Source organism: Burkholderia pulmonis (assembly GCF_984667975.1).
This window is the reverse complement of sequence record NZ_OZ480188.1, coordinates 309,950-328,372: the sequence shown is the minus strand read 5'-3', so window position 1 is coordinate 328,372 and position 18,423 is coordinate 309,950. Positions and strand designations below refer to the sequence as shown.

The window sequence follows — 18,423 nt, the reverse complement described above, 5'->3', positions numbered from 1 at the left end:
CGCTGTTCTGTTTCTGCGTGGCGCTCGCGCGGATCGGGGCGGCGCCGGCCCGGGCGGCCGGTCTGCATGCCCCGCATCAGTCTAGGAACAAGCCCGATAACCTTCCAATGAAATATTGGATTGGGGCGATATCGGAATCGGCATACGTATAAACACCTAAACACGCGAAGGCCGGCGCATTCGGGGAATGCGCCGGCCGTGTCGGGATTCGGCGGACGGACGGGAAACGATCGCTTCGCGCCGGATCAGCGCATCACACCGTTGGCGCGCAATTCACGGCCGATACGCACGATTTCACGTTCGCCGTCGACCAGCGCAGCGGCGTTCGTATGCACGGAGTAATGGCCCAGATGGAGATCGTGCGGATGCGGGATCGCCGTACCGACCACGAAGCGCGCATCGGCCACGGCCTCGAATTCGATCGCCGCGCCGGATGAGTCGAACACGACCAGTTCGCCCTGGCCGACCGGATCCGGCGTGCGCAGGCTGCCGTCCATCACGGCGGCCCAGCCGACCCGATGCCCGTGCGGCGGCCGGCAGGTCCAGCGTTCGCCGGCCTTCAGCTGCACGACCAGGTAGTTGATGCCCGGCGGCGCATCGATCGGGCTGAGTGCGTCGCCATGGCGGCCGAGCAGCACGCGGGCCGGGCCGTCCGTCGGGATGTCGTCGATCGACAGGTGCTGGCTGAACGCCGGCGCCAGCTCGCGTTCCGGCGGCAGCGCGACCCACAACTGGAACGCCTTGACCGGTGGCGTCACGGAACCCGTGTGCCAGACGCCGCGCCCCGCGCTCATCCATTCGATGTCGCCGGCCTCCATCGTGCCTTCATGGCCGGTGGATTCGGCGTAGGTGCCGTGACCGTCGATCGCGAGCGTGAGCGTGGCGATTCCCGAATGCGGATGCCAGCCGAAGGCCGGCCGCCCGATCGGCGCCTGCGTGTCGATCAGGTCGAGAAAGACGAACGGCTTGATGATCTCGCCGACGTCGGACGGGCTGACCATCCGGACGACCGGCCCGTGCGCGTCGCCGTGCGTACGGAACACGACGCGTCGGCGGGCGACGGTGGTCGCCGAAGCGGAATCGAGCGTATTCGACATGGTGGTTCTCCTGTGGCCGCCATCCGGCCCGTTGCGTCAGGCGGCAAGGGCCGCCGTCGCTTCCTTCGCCGAAGCCATGGCGCCGCTGCGCTTGTCCGGCCCCATCGCGACGCCCTCGGCACGAATGAACGTGATGTCCGTCACGCCGAGAAACGCGAACGCATCCTTCAGATAGGGTTCCTGATAATCGAGCGATGCCACCGGCGACCCTGCGCTGTACACCCCGCCGCGCGACGATGCGATGACCAGCTTCTTGCCGCCGCACAGGCCGACCGGCCCGTTCTCGTCGTAGCGGAAGGTCTTGCCGGCCACCAGGATGCGGTCGATCCACGCCTTCAGTTGCGACGGGATGCCGAAGTTGTACATCGGCGCGCCGACGACCACGATGTCGGCCGCGAGGAATGCGTCGAGCGCAAGCTGGCCGGTCTCGACGTCCGCCTTCAGCGCATCGTCGACCGGCGTGCCTTGCGCGGCGGCGAGGTGGTCGGCGGTCAGATGGCCGATCGGCGTGGCGGCAAGGTCGAGGTGCGTCACCGTGAGGCCCGGATCGCGGGCGCGGAAGGTCGCGACGATGTCCGCCGACAGTTCGCGGCTGACCGAGCCCTGGCCGAGGATGCTGGAATCGATGTGCAGGAGTTTCATGAGGATGTTCCGAACGGGATGACGGGATTACTGCTTGAGCGCTTCGGCCGTGATCAGCAGCTTCGTCTTCATCCTGAAGCCGTACTGCTTGCCGTAGTCGAGGCCGAAGTCGCTGCGGTCGAACTCGCCTGCCGCGTCGACCCCGCACACTTCACGCTTGAGCATCGGATGCGGCATGCACTTGAACGAATCGATCTTCAGCGTGACCGGCTTCGTGACGCCGTGCAGCGTCAGGTTGCCGACCACCGATACCGGCCTGTCGCCGTCGAACTTGATCGTGCCGTTGTAATGGGCCTGCGGAAACTTCGCCGCGTCGAAGAAATCGGCCGTCTGCAGGTGTTCGTCGAGCTTCGCGCTGCCGGTGTGGATCGACGCGATGTCGGTCGTCACGTCGACCGTGCCCGTCTTCGCCGCGCGATCCAGCGTCACGGTGCCGCCCGACTTGTCGAACTTGCCGCGCCAGACCGACAGGCCGCCCATATGGTCGGCTTCGAAGCTCGGGTACGTATGGCTCGGATCGAACTGGTACGTCGACGCGGCGGCAAATGCGGAAAACGACAGCGATACGGCAAGCGCGCCGATCGCGATCGTCAGATGCTTTTTCAATTCAATCTCCTTGGGACGTCAGGTGTTCGTCTGTAGCGTGAGACCAGTATGGAGATCGAATCCGCTCTACACTAGATGGATAAACAGGATTTGATTAATCCATTTTTGGAGGAATCCGATGCTCGATCTGAATGACCTCGCGCTGTTCGTCCAGGTCGTCCGCGCCGGCAGCTTCTCGGAGGCCGCGCGGCGCCTGCGCATGCCGGCCAATACGCTGAGCCGGCGCATCGACCAGCTCGAAGGGCACATCGGCACGCGGCTGCTGCATCGCTCGACCCGCAAGCTCGCGCCGAGCACCGAAGGCCAGGCGCTGTTCGAGCGCTATGCGCCGGCGCTCGACCGGATCTTCGAGATCGGGCGGCAACATGCGGACGGGCAGGAGCCGGCCGGTACCGTGCGCGTGGCGGCGATGGCCGGCCTGTTCGAAGCGCTCAAGCTGGAATGGCTGGCCGAGTTCTACACGCGCTATCCGCAGATCCGCATCGACTTCCTGCTCGACGACACGCCGTCCGACCTGATCGCCGAGCGCATCGACCTCGCGCTGCGCATCGGCGTCGAAACCGGCGGCAGCTTCCGCGTGCGCCGGATCGCGCCGGGCACGACGATCCTCGCCGCCAGCCCCGCGTATCTCGAGCGACGCGGCGCGCCGCGCACGCCGCGCGAACTGGCCGACCACGATTGCCTGACGGTGTCGAGCCGCCAAGGGCGCAGCATGTGGCGCCTGCAGGGGCCGCGCGGCACACAGGAGATCTCGATCGACGGCCGTTTCTCGGTCAACGACATGCGCGTGGTCATGCAGGCCTGCGTTGCCGGCCTCGGCATCGCGCTGGTGCCGCAGTTGCTCGCCGCACCGGCGATCGACGAAGGCAAGCTGGTGCGCGTGCTGCCGTCCTACCAACGCTCCGGCACCGGCCTCGGGCTGCAGCTCGTCTATACGAGCCGCCCGCCGCTGCCGCCCGCGGTCACGGCCGTCGCCGAGTTTCTGCTGGAGAAGCTCACCGAGGGGATATCGGGGTGCCCCGAACCTTCGGCCGACCGATAACGTTTCGTTGTCGCGGCGAACGGAATTTCTTGTTGGACGCGGAATTTCGGCGCACGAACACTGCCGGGCATCGCGTCGGGTACCGCCCGACGCCAATGCAAGGGCCCGGTGCCCGACCGCAGGAGACAGCCATGCCGACAGCAGAACGATCCATCAACGTCCGGGAATTCATCGATGCACGCGCGGTCAGCCCGTTTCAGTGGCTGGTCGGCTTCCTGACGTTCGTCGTGATCTCGCTGGACGGCTGGGATACCGTCATCATCGGCTTCGTCGTGCCGGAACTCATCAAGGAATGGGGCGTCACGAAAAGCGCACTCGCGCCGGTGCTCAGCGCCGCATTGTTCGGGCTCGCCGCCGGCGCACTGCTCGGCGGGCCGATTGCCGACCGCTTCGGGCGCAAGCGCGTGCTGGTCGCGAGCGTGCTGGTCATCGGCGTCGGAACCCTCGCCACCGCGCACGCGACATCGCTCGCGGCGATGCTGCCGGTTCGCTTCGTCACCGGGCTCGGCCTCGGCGCCGTGATGCCGAACGTCGTGACGCTGTGGTCGGAGTACGTGCCGGAACGCCGGCGCTCGTTTCTCGTGACGGTCGTCTACAGCGGATTCACGGTCGGCGCCGCCCTGTGCGGCTTCATCGCGGCATGGATCATCCCGAGTTACGGATGGCGCACGATGCTGACGGTAGGCGGTGCGCTTGCGGTGGCCTGCGTGCCGATCCTGATGCGCTGGCTGCCCGAATCGGTCGCGTTCCTGACGGTGCGGCACACGCGTCCCGATCTGATTGCGCGGATTCTTTCCGCGATCGGCCGCACGCGCGTGCCGGCCGACACGCGATTCTTCCTGCCCGCGCAGCCGAAGGTGAAAGGCGGCGCGATCGGCACGATCCTGTCGACGCGCTATATCGCAGGCACGGCCCTGATCTGGCTGTGCTATTTCGTCGGACTGTTCGTCCTTTACCTGCTGTACAACTGGCTGCCGACGATGGCGAAGGATGCCGGCTACACGAGCGCGCAGGGCGCGATCATGGTCGGCTTCCTGAACTGGGGCGGCACGCTGGGCTCGATCGCGATCGGCTGGCTGATGGATCGCTTCGACCGCTACCGGGTGATCGCCGCGAGTTTTTGCCTGGCGGCGCTGTCGCTCTGGGCCGTGCACGGCATGCAGTCGACCTTCTGGGCCCTGCAGGTGCTCGCCTTTGCGTGGGGCTGGTTCATTCCCGGCACGAATACCGGCATGAACGCGCTGACCGCGCGCTTCTACCCGACCGTCGCGCGCGCCACCGGCCTGAGCTGGATGCATGCGTTCGGGCGGCTGGGCGCGATCGGCAGCGCGTTTGCCGGCGCGGCCCTCCTGAGCGCGGGGCTGGGGCTCGGCCAGATTCTCCCGCTGCTGGCCGTCGCGCCGCTCGCCGGGGCGGTGGCCGTGCTCGTGATTGCGGCGCTCGTGAAGCGCTGGGCGCTGGCGGACGAATCGGTAGCGGCCGCAGCCGGGCCGTCGGCGGCCGAGGTTTCGCCGAATGCCTGGGCAGATTGTTCAGGGTTGTGACCTGCTCCCCGCGTTTAGTACGGTGACGGTGTAGCGTCCGTTCCAGAGAGGAACGGTAATAAAAAAGCGATTCACCGAATAGCAAATCATCTGCATCTTGAAGGAAGCCGAGGCTGGCCTGAAGCCGGCGGAGCTGTGCCGCAAGTACGGCATCTCGGAAGCGACCTACTACAACTGGAAAGCGAAGTTCGGCGGGATGACGGTCTCCGAAGCGCGGCGCCTGAAGGAACTAGAGCAGGAGAACAACAAGCTCAAGCGCCTGCTGGCCCGAAAATAGCAAGCCCGCAGGCCAAGCGCGAAGCGGTCCGAATCGTGATGACCGAACGCGCCATGGGTGTTACCCGGGCCTGCGGGCTGGTAGGGATTTCGCGCTCGCTGTTCCACTACGAATCACGCCGCCGAGTTGACGATGAAGCACTGACTGGCCGGATGACGGCCATCGCTGCGCAGAAGCACCGTTACGGCTATCACCGGATTCACGTGTTGTTACAGCGAGATGGCTGCTTCGCCAACCACAAGCGCATCTGGCGCCTGCACATCAAGGCGGGACTGAGCGTGCGCAAGCGTATTGCGGCTGTCGAGCGCACGCCGCTGCCGTTACCAACAGACCCGAATCAGAGCTGGTCAATGGACTTCGTTTCTGACGGGCTGGCCTATGGTCGGCGGTTTCGATGCCTGAACGTGGTCGACGACTACACGCGCGAGTGCTAGGTGATCGAGGTCGATACATCGCTGCCGGGCCTTCGCGTGCAGCAAGTGCTCGAGCGTCTCAAGGAGATGCGAGGTTGACCCGCATCCATCACGGTCGACAACGGGCCGGAGTTCGCTGGTAAGGTGCTGGATGCGCGGGCCTACGAAGCCGGTGTCACGCTGTCGTTCATTCGGCCTGGCAAACCGGTAGAGAATGCCTATATCGAGAGCCTCAACGGGCGGTTCCGCGGTGAATGCCTGAACGAGCACTGGTTCGTCTCAATGCGCCACGACAAGCGGCTGATTGCGGAATAGCGTATCGAGTACAACACCGAGCGGCCTCATAGTTCACTCGGCCATCTGACACCTGTGCAGTTCGCTCTGGCGCACGATGCAAAGCAGCAGTTTTAACCTCTGACTCTAATTGCAGTTCGGACCAAAACCGGGGGCGGGTCACAATGCCGTGATCACCAGCTCACCGGCAGCAACACACGCCCACTCAACCCGCCTTTGACTGCTGAAACGTGCGCCGTAACAGAGATCCAACCGACGCATCAGCTCTGCGTGTTGCGCAGAAGCGCCACGCAGCGCGACACCAATAAACCACTCGCACTAGAGCGGCAGATTTTCAGGAATGATCGCTCAAAATAGACCGGACTCCCTCTACGTATCGACTGGAAAGCGCCCATCCTGCGGGGCAGTTCGGTACATCAGCGAGTCGCCCCTGAATTCGTCCGATTTTAGCAATCCTGACCGCTGCTCCCAGCTTGTCCAAAATCCGAAACTGCGATTGACTTTCGAATTGCGGCACTCAAGAATTTGAAGGTCAAACGCGCGGAAACGCGTGCAACAGCCTCCACTGCAGAACACAACCGTGCCAACCTATAGCCGCAACGACCTGGCCGCGCTGAAAGCGTTCACCGTCATCTGTCGCCGCAAGAGTTTCCGATTCGCCGCTGCAGAGCTGGGCGTAAGCACCTCCGCGTTGAGCCACGCGTTGCGCAGCCTCGAAGAGAAGCTCGGCGTCAAGCTGTTGAACCGTAATGCGCGCTCGATCTCGACAACCGACGCCGGCGCCGCACTCGCGCGTGGCCTAGATCTTGGCTTCGAGCAAATCGAGGGTGCGCTAGCCGAGTTGTCCCAGCTCCGCAACACGCCGTCAGGACTGATTCGTCTGAACGTACCTCGCGATGCGTCCAAATTGCTGATCAGCCCAATTCTGGGACGCTATCTGAACCGCTTTCCGGAATCACGAATTGAGGTCGCGGTCGACGACGCCATGGTCGACATCGTCAAAGGTGGGTTTGACGCTGGCATTCGCTATGGCCGCAGCGTGCCGCAAGACATGGTCGGGATTCGACTTACGCCCGATCTCGAATGGATCATGGTTGCCTCGCCCGACTACTTGCGCTTACACGGCGCACCGCGTGACCCGTCAGAACTGCACAGACACTCCTGCATCGGTATGCGACTCGGCGACGAATCGCTCTATCAGTGGGAACTTGGCACCGGCATGCGGGCGTGCAAGATCAACGTGTCTGGCCGCGTAATCCTCAACGAGACCGACGCGGTGGTTGAGGCCGCATTGGCTGGTGTGGGAATCGCGTATTGTCTGAAGCAACGCATTACGCAACATCTCGAGAGTGCCCGTCTAGTCCTAGTGATGCCTGAATGGGCCCCTCCCGTCGAGCCGTTCGTGATGTACTACCCGAGCCGACGACAAGTATCGGCGAATCTCGTCCAACTGGTGCAGATGATTCGCAAGGATCACGGCCTACCCGATTTCAAGCGGCAAATCTGAACGTGGCTCCAAGCCGGGCACGCTTACCTGAGTAACGTTCAACGACGCATTGACCGCAATTCAAGGATGGTTCGCCTAGACTGCCACTGCGTGAGGCAACCTCTGTCGACCGCTGATGCGATACCACGGCCAGGAGCGGCCGGTGCCGACCGCTCCTTCAACCTCTCTCTTTCCACACCGATCACCGCTAAAACACCCCTCGATATCGGCAAGCGACGCATTCCCGATATCAGGTGCCCAATCACGAGGTGTTGAGCCGAATGTGACGGTGAGCCGGACAAGTACCTTTGGTGAACGACCGTACGCATATCTGACTCTGCAGCAACAGTTGCTTGCGCACGCGCCTCAGTCGCCTCGCACATGTTCACGATGTTTTTTTTATAACCGGCCTGGACAACGTCGCAGCTAGCCTCACAGTTAAATGCAAAGGACACAAACGATACGAATTCAGCATCGATGCTTCGCTCGCGACATGATATGAAGAGCGACAGGATATCGAACTCTGCAACATTCTATCAATAACATAACAATTTTATGATCAGCATAGCTGATTGAAAAGTGAGTGACAAATGAAAATCGGCTACGCCCGAGTGTCAAACGATGAGCAGAACCTCGATATGCAAATCGACGCGCTGCAGGCATACGGATGCGACGTAATCTTTTCCGACCAGGGAATTTCTGGCGCCAGCTTCCAAAGACCAGGATTGAACCATGTGCTCGAATCGGCTGTCGCCGGAACAACAATCGTCGTATGGCGCCTTGACAGGCTCGGCCGATCGCTGATCAACTTGATATCGATCATAAACGGATTTCGAGAATCCAACGTTCAATTCGTGTCGTTGACCGAGAGTATCGACACCGGATCACCGGTAGGAACGTTTACGTTTCATTTGATCGCGGCTTTGGCCGAGTTCGAGCGGGCGCTGATAAGCGAGCGAACCCGTGCTGGTCTCGCCAGTGCCAAACGGCGTGGGAAGAGATTGGGGCGACCACGCGCCCTAGATGTCAATCAGTGTGCTCGAATGTTCGAACTGCTGGAGATTCATAGCAAACTTGAAGTTTCGAAGATCATGAACATCGACTATCGAACGTTGAGGCGTTACGTGGCGCGTGGAAGCATCCCTGAAACGTAAATTCAATCCGATCTGACCTGCCTGGTTTGTTCGCATGGCTTCAAAGCTGCATGAGGCGCTCCACGTCGGCAGCGCCCAGCCCTGCCGATATGTTATCGCCAGGTTCAGATCGTTTGTTCGCTGCCCCCGTGCTTCTTCGCTATCTCCGTGACCGAAGTCTTGCCCCCACGTGCACGATCGTAACCATCGGCTCTTCCATGAGTCGGTTATTCTTCACGACTCCCAGTTTTCCCTTGGAAACCACTCCCTCAGTTTGAGCTAATTCAAAAAATCGCCAAGCAGGTCATATGCTGACAAATGTACCCACCCCATCAGGAGTAAACGAAACCGTATCGACGTACCCGCATTGAGGATCGAGATGTCTTGCCCGCACACAGCAGGCGTCATGTGAATCCAGCTGGTCGCGAATCTTGACCCGTGGAGGACATCCGCGGGCAGACCGTTGTTCCTGCAATTCTTGAGATGCAATCCGACTTCAATGCGAGGGCGCGATATCGATGGCTTCCGTGAGACTCATCTTTGGTCGACCGATATGAAAGCCCTGCGCCTGAATTTCCGGATATCGAAGCAACCAATGCAACTGCTCCTGCGTCTCGACTCCTTCGACGACAATCGACACGTCGAGTCTTGCGAGAAGATCGAGAGTAGCTGCGACTACCGTACAATATCGATGCGACTGCGGTACACCCCTGAACAACTCACCCGCAAGCTTGACGGTATCAAACCTCGCTACGGCAAGCGTCCTCAGTGACGCATATCCCGATCCGAAATCATCGAGTGCTAGACGCACGCCAAGTTGGGTAAGCGGGCGCGTAAATACATCCGTGACGAAGAGACTCGATACGTCCTCGGTTTCCACCATCTCCAGTTCGATCAATGATGGCGAAACTCCGTAACGGGTACACCATCCTTCGATGGTCGGCGCGAGCGTAGCGTCAAGCAACTGAAACGGCTCGATGTTAACGGACATGCGTGGCAGCCGCAGTCCCCTGCGCTGCAGGTTCGCGAGCTCGCGAACAGCTCGCTCAATGACGAGGTGCGCTGCTCTCTGCGCCGCATTGTGATCTTCGAACGCGGCCGTAAAGCATCCTGGCAATAGCAGGCCGTAATCCGGATGTTGCCAGCGCAACAGGCACTCAACCGCCTGCAATGCTCCTGTTCCAACGTCGACAATCGGTTGGAATGCTACTTGGAACTCGCCGCGGTCAAACCCCACATGCACACGACTAATGAGCAATGAATCGCATTGGCGACCATGCCCCTGCGAGAAGGCGGAACGAGTCTGCGGCGCTGATTGAGAATTAATTTCCACTGACTCACGAGTCACACCCTACTCCTTTTATGTTCATATTTTTCATAAAATAGTTGAAAATATCATCCATCTCCTTTTATTTTTTATATTTCATCCGTATCGCGGATTACGTAATCTTCAAAGTTCTTTCCGATCAGCCATCGTGGAGTACGACCTCGACCGCTCCAGGTCGCACCAGTATCTGGATTCCAGTACTTTGGTTTAATTTTTCTTTTCTCTTTTTTTCGATCCAGTTCCGCCACATCAAGAATAGTAACGAGATCAATGCCGCTCTCCTTAAAAATAGACAACACCCGCCCCGCCAACAGTCGCGCCTCATTCTCTCTCACGAGGTCGATGTCAATCTTTATTTTCTCCAGATCAGCCAAAAGATCCTGATAGCTCTTCACAACACGCTCTCTATTTATCAGACCAGATAGGTAATCAATAATTAAAGCATCCGGACAGTCCCTGAGGAAAGAACTCCGGCCAACCTGGCAATGTGCCAAAGCATCTCTATGCGTTGGCCACGACGATCAATTCTGCTGCTTATTTCAGCATGAGAATCTCGACGCGGCGGTTGCTGGCGCGGCCTTCCGGCGTCTCGTTGGACGCAACCGGATCGGCCTTGCCGCGGCCGGTGACCGTCATCGAGTCGGCCTTCAGCCCGTGCCCCTTCAGATAGGCGGCGACGGCCTCGGCGCGGCGCTTCGACAGCGCGAGGTTGTAGTCGTCGCTGCCCACCGAATCCGTGAAGCCGGTGACCGTCACCTGCGAGTACGTATGGTCGGCGCGCTCGCTCAGCAGCCGGTCGAGCGATTCGCGCGCGGTCGGCGTGAGCGTGGCGTGATCGGTGGCGAACAGCGCGTCGCCCGACAGGTTGATTTGTTCGACGGCGGCGGCGGCCGGCTCAGCGGCCGAGGCCGGTTTGGCCGGCGCGGCGCCGCACTGGAAGACCAGCGTTGCCGGATCGGATTTGTCGCGCAGCGCGCGGGCCGAGTCGATCGCGCGCACGGGCTGGTCGCCGCAGATCTTGCGGGCGGCCTTCATGCAGGTCTGCGGGCCCGACAGCAGGCCGTGGCAGTCCACCTGGAAGGTACGCACGCCGTCGCGCGGCTGCAGTTCGGAGGCGCTGAAAGTCGGGCCGGATGCGGTCGAGCACGCGGCGAGGGCCGTTGCGGAAAGCGCGAGCGCAAGAGCGAGTTTGTTCACGGTGACGTCCTTAAAGCTTGGGTTGACCGAGGCCCGCCGCGCGGTGCGCAGCGGGCTCGTCCTGCCGTCGGGGCCGCGGGCCGTCCGGCTGGCGAGCCGGACGGGCGGGCGGCGCGACGCGTTACTTCCACTGGTACAGCATGCCTGCGCCGATCACCTTCTGACCGCCGCTGAAACCGCCGTTGATCGACGCCTTCAGGTTTTCCGTGATGCGCGCCTGCATGTTGACCGCCATCGCCTTCTGGCCGAGGAAGGTCGACGTGCCCACACCCATCCCGAAGTTGGCGTCGCGATCGAGCGCCGGGATCGACGCCATCGCACCGACGGCCGCGATACCCTGCTTCGCCATCTGGTCGGTCTGCTGCAGTTGCGAACCCAGCGAGTTGATTTGCGACTGCTGGCCCGACAGTGCCGTCGACAGCGTCGTCTGCACCTGCGTCAACTGGTTCACGTTCACCGCGTCGGTGCCTTGCGTACCCGGCGCGACGTTCGTGATCTGGCGCTGCTGCGTGTCGCTACCGACCGACACCACGTTCGAGCGACCGCCGTCGTTCGAATTCGCGCCGATCGCCACCGAGTTGGAGCCGGCAGTGACCGTCGGCAGATCGGTGCCCTTGCCGTTCATGTCGGCCGCGATGCCGTTGTTGTTTGCGGCACGCGTCGTGTTGTTGTTGACCGTCGTCGACAGCGAGTTCAGCGTGTTGTTGATGTTCGTCACGCCGGTCGACAGCGAGGCCACGTTGCTGTTCGTCGTGCTCAGGCCGGTGGACAGCGAACCGATGCCGGTCGAAGTCGACGTCGACAGCGAGTTGACGTTGCTGTTGGTCGAGCTCAGGCCCGTCGACAGCGAGTTGATCGCGGTCGAGGTCGACGTGGACAGCGACGACACCGAGCTGTTCGTCGCGCTCAGGCCGGTCGACAGCGAGTTGATGCCGGTCGACAGCGATGCGACGTTCGACGCGGTGGACGTCGACAGCGTGTTGATCGCGTTGTTCGTCGCGTTGAGCTGGCTGCCGTTGATCGCGTCCGTGCTGGTGGCCGAGATCTGGCCGGCGGCGACGTTCGTGATCTGGCGTTCCTGACCCGGTGCGCCGACGCTCACCACGCCAACCGGCGAGCTGCCTGCGAAGAAGTACTGCACGCCGCCGATCGTGGCGCTCGACGTCGGGTTCGCGGTGCTGGTGACCGAGTTCGCACCGAGCGCGATCGAGTTGGCGACATTGGCCAGCGCGTTCGAGCCGAAGGCGAGCGAATCGGCCGCGCTTGCCGTTGCGCTCGAGCCGTAGGCCTGGGCGCCGACGGCGTTGGCCGTGGCCTGGTTGCCGAGTGCGATCGTGTTGTCGGCGAGCGCCTGGTTCGAGCTGCCGAGGGCGAGTGCGCTGGCGCCGTTTGCCGTGTTCGCGTTGCCGAGCGCCACTGCGCCGTTGCCGGTTGCCGTGTCGTTCGCACCCATCGCCACTGCGCCGGTACCCGTCGCGATGCTCGGGTCGCCGATCGCCACTGCGCCGTCACCGGACGCCGTGTTGCCGGAGCCGATCGACACCGCCTTGCCGCCCGTTGCCGATGCGTTCTGGCCGATTGCGACTGCACCTGCCGATTGGGCGTTCGAGCCGTCGCCGACTGCCACGCTGCTGGCGCCCGCCGCGCTGGCGTTCACGCCGGCTGCGAGGGCGTTGGTGCCCGTTGCGCCGTCGTTGTTGTAGTTGTTTTGCTGCACGCCGTTGTCGTTGACGCTGTAGTAGTGCGTCTTCGCGGCGTTGATCGCGGTCGAGGTCGACGTGGACAGCGACGTCACCGAGCTGTTCGTCGTGCTCAGGCCGGTGGACAGCGAGCCGATGCCGGTCGACGTCGAAGTCGACAGCGACAGGATCGTGCTGTCCGTGCTGCTCAGGCCGGTCGACAGCGAGCTGATGCCGGTCGAAGTCGACGTCGACAGCGACGTGATCGAGCTGTTGGCCGACGAGAGGCCGGTCGAAGTCGAGGTCGACAGGGACGAGATCGAGCTGTTCGCCGAGGACAGACCCGTCGAGGTCGAGGTCGACAGCGACGCGACCGAGCTGTTGGTCGAACTCAAACCGGTCGACAGCGAGTTGATGCCGGTCGAGGTCGACGTGGACAGCGAGGTGATCGAGCTATTCGCCGACGACAGACCCGTCGAAGTCGAGGTCGACAGGGACGTGATCGAGCTGTTAGCCGACGAGAGGCCGGTCGACGTGGAAGTCGACAGGGACGTGATCGAGCTGTTAGCCGACGACAGACCCGTCGAAGTCGAGGTCGACAGGGACGTGATCGAGCTGTTCGCCGACGACAGACCCGTCGAAGTCGAGGTCGACAGGGACGTGATCGAGCTGTTCGCCGACGACAGACCCGTCGAAGTCGAAGTCGAGAGCGAGGTGATCGAGCTGTTGGCCGACGAGAGACCCGTCGAAGTCGAGGTCGACAGAGACGTGATCGAGCTGTTCGCCGACGACAGACCCGTCGACGTGGAAGTCGAGAGCGACGTGATCGAGCTGTTAGCCGACGAGAGACCCGTCGAAGTCGAGGTCGACAGGGACGTGATCGAGCTATTCGCCGACGACAGACCCGTCGAAGTCGAGGTCGACAGCGAGGTGATCGAGCTGTTCGCCGACGACAGACCCGTCGAAGTCGAGGTCGACAGGGACGTGATCGAGCTGTTCGCCGACGACAGACCCGTCGAAGTCGAGGTCGACAGGGACGTGATCGAGCTGTTAGCCGACGACAGACCCGTCGACGTGGAAGTCGAGAGCGACGTGATGGAGCTGTTAGCCGACGACAGACCCGTCGACGTGGAAGTCGAGAGCGAGGTGATCGAGCTGTTAGCCGAAGACAGGCCGGTCGAAGTCGAAGTCGACAGCGAACCGATGGAGCTGTTGGCCGACGACAGACCCGTCGAAGTCGACGTGGACAGCGACGTGATCGAGCTGTTCGCCGACGACAGACCCGTCGAGGTCGACGTGGACAACGAGGTGATCGAGCTGTTGGCCGACGACAGACCGGTCGAGGTCGACGTGGACAGCGACGTGATCGAGCTATTCGCCGACGAGAGACCCGTCGAGGTCGAAGTCGACAGCGACGTGATCGAGCTGTTCGCTGACGAGAGACCCGTCGAAGTCGAAGTCGACAGGGACGTGATCGAGCTGTTAGCCGACGAGAGGCCGGTCGACGTGGAGGTCGACAGCGACGTGATCGAGCTGTTAGCCGACGAGAGACCCGTCGAAGTCGAAGTCGAGAGCGACGTGATCGAGCTGTTAGCCGACGACAGACCCGTCGAAGTCGAGGTCGAGAGCGACGTGATCGAGCTGTTAGCCGACGACAGACCCGTCGACGTGGAAGTCGAAAGCGAGGTGATCGAGCTGTTAGCCGACGACAGACCCGTCGAAGTCGAAGTCGACAGGGACGTGATCGAGCTGTTAGCCGACGAGAGGCCGGTCGACGTGGAGGTCGACAGCGACGTGATCGAGCTGTTAGCCGACGACAGACCCGTCGAGGTCGACGTGGACAACGAGGTGATCGAGCTGTTGGCCGACGACAGACCGGTCGAGGTCGAAGTCGACAGCGACGTGATCGAGCTATTCGCCGACGAGAGACCCGTCGACGTGGAAGTCGAGAGCGACGTGATCGAGCTGTTAGCCGACGAGAGGCCGGTCGAAGTCGAAGTCGACAGGGACGTGATCGAGCTGTTAGCCGACGAGAGGCCGGTCGACGTGGAGGTCGACAGCGACGTGATCGAGCTGTTAGCCGACGACAGACCCGTCGAGGTCGACGTGGACAACGAGGTGATCGAGCTGTTAGCCGACGACAGACCCGTCGAGGTCGACGTGGACAGCGACGTGATCGAGCTGTTAGCCGACGACAGACCCGTCGACGTGGAAGTCGAAAGCGACGTGATGGAGCTGTTAGCCGACGAGAGACCCGTCGAAGTCGAGGTCGACAGCGACGTGATCGAGCTGTTAGCCGACGAGAGACCCGTCGAAGTCGACGTGGACAACGAGGTGATCGAGCTGTTAGCCGACGAGAGACCCGTCGAAGTCGACGTGGACAACGACGTGATCGAGCTGTTAGCCGAAGAGAGACCCGTCGAAGTCGACGAGGACAGCGACGTAACCGAGCTGTTGGTGGAGCTCAGGCCGGTGGACAGCGACGAGATGGCGCTGGTCGCAGTACCGACTTGCTGGGCGACCGAATAAAGCTGGCTGCCGTTGATCGCATCGGTACTGGTCGCGGTCACCTGGCCGGCGGCGACGTTGGTGATTTGTCGTTCGTTGCCGGCGCTGCCGACGCTCACGGTGCCCACCGGCGCAGTGCCGGCGAATCCGCCGAACGTCACGCCGCCGACGGTTGCGCTGCTCGTGCCGACGGCCGGGGCGGTGGCCTGCGAGTTGGCGCCAAGCGCGACGGAATTGATCGTGCTGGCGGTGGAGCCGAGGCCAAGCGCGACGGCATCGTTCCCGCTGGAGACAGCGCCGCTGCCAATGGCGACGGCGTCGGTGCCGGTCGCGGTGCTGTCGGCGCCGGTCGAGTTCGCGTGGAAGTACTTGATGCCCTGGCTGTTGATGTTGTTGATCGCCGAGCCGACGCTGTTGGCAGTCGATGTCGTGCCGTTCGCGTTGTAAGTCGTGTACGCCGGTGCGGAGACGGTCCCGGTCACCGGGTCGTACGTGGAGCCGCCGCCGAGTGCCGATGCCGTGCTGGTGCCGAGGTTGTTCGTTTTCGTCGTGATCGTGCTCAGGCCGGTCGACAGCGAGCCGATCGAGCTGGTGGCCGACGAGAGGCCGGTCGACGTCGAGGTGGACAGCGACAGGACCGAACTGTTGGTCGAGCTCAGGCCGGTGGACAGCGAGCCGATGGAGCTGGTAGCCGAAGACAGACCCGTCGACGTGGAAGTCGACAGGGACGTGATCGAGCTATTGGCCGACGACAGGCCGGTCGACGTCGACGTGGACAGCGACAGGACCGAGCTGTTGGTCGAGCTCAGGCCGGTGGACAGCGAACCGATCGAGCTGGTAGCCGACGAGAGGCCCGTCGACGTGGAGGTCGACAGGGACGTGATCGAGCTGTTGGCCGACGACAGGCCGGTCGAGGTCGACGAGGACAGCGACGTGACCGAGCTGTTGGTCGAGCTGAGGCCAGTCGACAGCGAACCGATCGAGCTGGTAGCCGACGAGAGGCCCGTCGACGTGGAGGTCGACAGGGACGTGATCGAGCTATTGGCCGACGACAGGCCGGTCGAGGTCGACGAGGACAGCGACGTGACCGAGCTGTTGGTCGAGCTGAGGCCAGTCGACAGCGAACCGATGGAGCTGGTAGCCGAAGACAGACCCGTCGACGTGGAGGTCGACAGCGACGTGATCGAGCTATTGGCTGACGACAGACCCGTCGACGCCGATGTCGACAGGCTCGTGATGCTCGACGTCGTCGTGCTCGCGACCGAATAGAGCTGGCTGCCGTTGATGGCGTCGGTGCTGGACTGGGTGACGAGACCGGCCGCGACGTTCTGGATGCGGCGCTCGTTGCCCCCCGTGCCGACGCTGACAACGCCGTTGGCAGCGCTTGCGCCGGCAAAGTTGCCGAACGTCTGGCCACCAATCGTGGCGGAGGTGACCGAACTGGTGCCGCCGGTCGCCGTACCCGCCGCACCAATCGTCGCCGAGTTGTTACCGAGGGCAACGGAGTTGGCTACATTGGCCGTCGACAGGTAGCCGAGCGCCATCGCGTTGCCGGCCGAAGCGGTCGATTGATAGCCCATCGCAACCGCATTGCCGTTGCCGCTGGCCGTCGCAAACGAACCGATCGAAATGTTTCCGGCCTGGGACGCCACGGTTTGCTGGCCGATTGCAACGCTCTGGAGCGCACTTGCCGTCGCCACGCCAAGCGCCACGCTGCCGCCGCCAGCAGCGCTGGCATTGACGCCGATCGCGGTCGCATAGTTCGCCGTCGCGGAACTTCCGTTCCCGAAAGCGGAGGCAGGCGCCGAAGCCCCGCCCGCATACGACGAGGCGCCGATTGCGCTCGAACCAGCATAAGACGCCGTGGCGCCACTGCCGATACCGACCGAACCCGTACCCGTCACGCTGTTGCCACTGCCCAGCGCAACCGCACCGATGCCGTTCGCCGAGTTGCCGCTGCCGAGCGTGACCGCGCCCGTGCCGCTTGCCGAGTTGCTGGTGCCGAGAGCAATCGCACCGTCGCCGCTGGCCGTCTGCGCGCGGCCAATGGCCACGGCGCCGCCGTTCGCGGTACCGCTATTGGCGGTGGTGCCCGACGAGCCGATCGCGACGTTCTGACCGGTTGCGCCGGAGACGATGCCGTCACCTTGCGCGATACCGTATGCGCCGCTCGCGGTAGCCCCACGACCGATAGCAATACCCGACGTCGCCGCGGCCGCAACTGATGCTTGCCCGCCGATCGCGATACCGTCCGTCGCCGCGGAGACCGCACCGGAAGTAGCGTTGTCTCCAATCGCGACCGAACCAGTGTTCGTCGCAGATGTGGCAGCACCGAATGCCGACGCGTAATTGCCGGAGGCCGTTGCGCTCGCGCCATACGCCGAACTCGACGTACCTGAGGCAGTCGAAAAATTGCCGACGGTAGTGCCGAGGTTGCCTGCTAATCCGGCCATGCCGATTGCCACGGCCCCATTGCCTGTCGCCGTAGTATAAGCACCGAACAACGTCACCCCGGTATTGGGGCCTTGATAACCTCCTCCGTTCGCGCTACATCCAATCACGTTGGAGTAGGTTCCGGATCCATCGATAGGGCCCACCTCAGCAGCAAAAGTGCGCCCCAGGAAAGTGCCTACTCCCGTGGTGCAGTTGTTGGGGGCTGTCCCACTCGGTGGATAAACCACCGCATTGGCCGCATTCATTCCCCCGGCCAACAGCAGACCGACGGCCAGCGCCACTACCGTTGTTGTTGCCGAGCGCCCGCCCTTGCCATGTGCCGAGTCCAGCTCCGAGGCCGCCACCCATGCGCCAAGCGCCTGGTTCCATATAGTCCGGTAAATACGATTCATTATATGATCCCTGGATTATTAATATCCATTTCTCGGCCAAAGCGAGGACGATAAATTCAGATAAATAAAGATTAAATTAATAACGGATAAATTCGATTCGCACGCAAACTGACGCACCTCTCTCACAAAAAATCACGCAAGCATGCGCATCACGTCCATGAATGGACAATGCGATTTAATTCATATATAAAATTAAAATCAGGAACGACTACTCCCCAGATTCCGTTAGAGCGCGCTCCACCCCGAGCGCAAATCGCTCGATCACCATATTTCGCGGTCGAAAGCCCCCTCGAAAATCAAGAAACGGAACACCCGCCGTTTCGCCTTAGCGA

The 18,423-nt window shown here is 62.3% G+C and carries 11 protein-coding genes and 1 pseudogene; 5 read left to right on the top strand and 7 right to left on the bottom strand.

Annotated elements, in window-relative coordinates:
- Positions 1 to 245: 245 nt before the first annotated feature.
- The 3 genes from AC5LXK_RS33320 to AC5LXK_RS33310 are packed head-to-tail and all read right to left on the bottom strand — an operon-like array spanning position 246 to position 2,345.
- The gene (locus AC5LXK_RS33320; RefSeq protein ID WP_493394874.1) at positions 246 to 1,097 is read right to left on the bottom strand and encodes a pirin family protein; all 852 of its coding nucleotides are present in this window, start codon (positions 1,095 to 1,097) and stop codon (positions 246 to 248) included.
- Between the two features lie 36 nt (positions 1,098 to 1,133).
- Complete coding sequence (locus AC5LXK_RS33315) at positions 1,134 to 1,739, bottom strand: FMN-dependent NADH-azoreductase (RefSeq protein WP_493394873.1); 606 nt, start codon at positions 1,737 to 1,739, stop codon at positions 1,134 to 1,136.
- 27 nt (positions 1,740 to 1,766) lie between these two features.
- Positions 1,767 to 2,345: a YceI family protein gene (locus AC5LXK_RS33310; protein WP_493394872.1), complete on the bottom strand. Its 579-nt coding sequence runs from the start codon at positions 2,343 to 2,345 to the stop codon at positions 1,767 to 1,769.
- A 118-nt stretch (positions 2,346 to 2,463) separates the two neighbouring features.
- On the opposite strand from AC5LXK_RS33310, the gene AC5LXK_RS33305 reads away from it, so the two are divergent.
- The 5 genes and pseudogenes from AC5LXK_RS33305 (at position 2,464) to AC5LXK_RS33285 (ending at position 8,555) form a co-directional block, all read left to right on the top strand.
- Positions 2,464 to 3,387, top strand: a complete 924-nt coding sequence (locus tag AC5LXK_RS33305) for a LysR family transcriptional regulator (RefSeq protein WP_493394871.1) — start codon at positions 2,464 to 2,466, stop codon at positions 3,385 to 3,387.
- Positions 3,388 to 3,518: 131 nt separating this feature from the next.
- Complete coding sequence (locus tag AC5LXK_RS33300; protein WP_493394870.1) at positions 3,519 to 4,931, top strand: MFS transporter; 1,413 nt, start codon at positions 3,519 to 3,521, stop codon at positions 4,929 to 4,931.
- 85 nt (positions 4,932 to 5,016) lie between these two features.
- Positions 5,017 to 6,032: pseudogene (locus AC5LXK_RS33295) on the top strand (IS3 family transposase).
- Between the two features lie 433 nt (positions 6,033 to 6,465).
- Positions 6,466 to 7,422: a LysR family transcriptional regulator gene (locus AC5LXK_RS33290; RefSeq protein WP_493394869.1), complete on the top strand. Its 957-nt coding sequence runs from the start codon at positions 6,466 to 6,468 to the stop codon at positions 7,420 to 7,422.
- A 569-nt stretch (positions 7,423 to 7,991) separates the two neighbouring features.
- Entirely contained in the window at positions 7,992 to 8,555 is a 564-nt protein-coding gene (locus AC5LXK_RS33285) for a recombinase family protein (protein WP_493394868.1), read from the top strand.
- A 475-nt stretch (positions 8,556 to 9,030) separates the two neighbouring features.
- Here the strand turns inward: AC5LXK_RS33285 and AC5LXK_RS33280 are convergent, their stop codons facing one another.
- The 4 genes from AC5LXK_RS33280 to AC5LXK_RS33265 form a co-directional block, all read right to left on the bottom strand.
- Positions 9,031 to 9,882, bottom strand: coding sequence for an EAL domain-containing protein (locus AC5LXK_RS33280; protein ID WP_493394867.1), 852 nt, complete (start codon positions 9,880 to 9,882; stop codon positions 9,031 to 9,033).
- Positions 9,883 to 9,950: 68 nt separating this feature from the next.
- Positions 9,951 to 10,256, bottom strand: a complete 306-nt coding sequence (locus AC5LXK_RS33275; RefSeq protein ID WP_493394866.1) for an H-NS family nucleoid-associated regulatory protein — start codon at positions 10,254 to 10,256, stop codon at positions 9,951 to 9,953.
- A 139-nt stretch (positions 10,257 to 10,395) separates the two neighbouring features.
- Positions 10,396 to 11,058, bottom strand: a complete 663-nt coding sequence (locus AC5LXK_RS33270; protein ID WP_493394865.1) for an OmpA family protein — start codon at positions 11,056 to 11,058, stop codon at positions 10,396 to 10,398.
- A gap of 121 nt (positions 11,059 to 11,179) precedes the next feature.
- Positions 11,180 to 18,091 (bottom strand): ESPR-type extended signal peptide-containing protein, encoded by a 6,912-nt coding sequence (locus AC5LXK_RS33265; RefSeq protein ID WP_493395086.1) that lies wholly within the window; start codon positions 18,089 to 18,091, stop codon positions 11,180 to 11,182.
- Between the last annotated feature and the right edge of the window lie 332 nt (positions 18,092 to 18,423).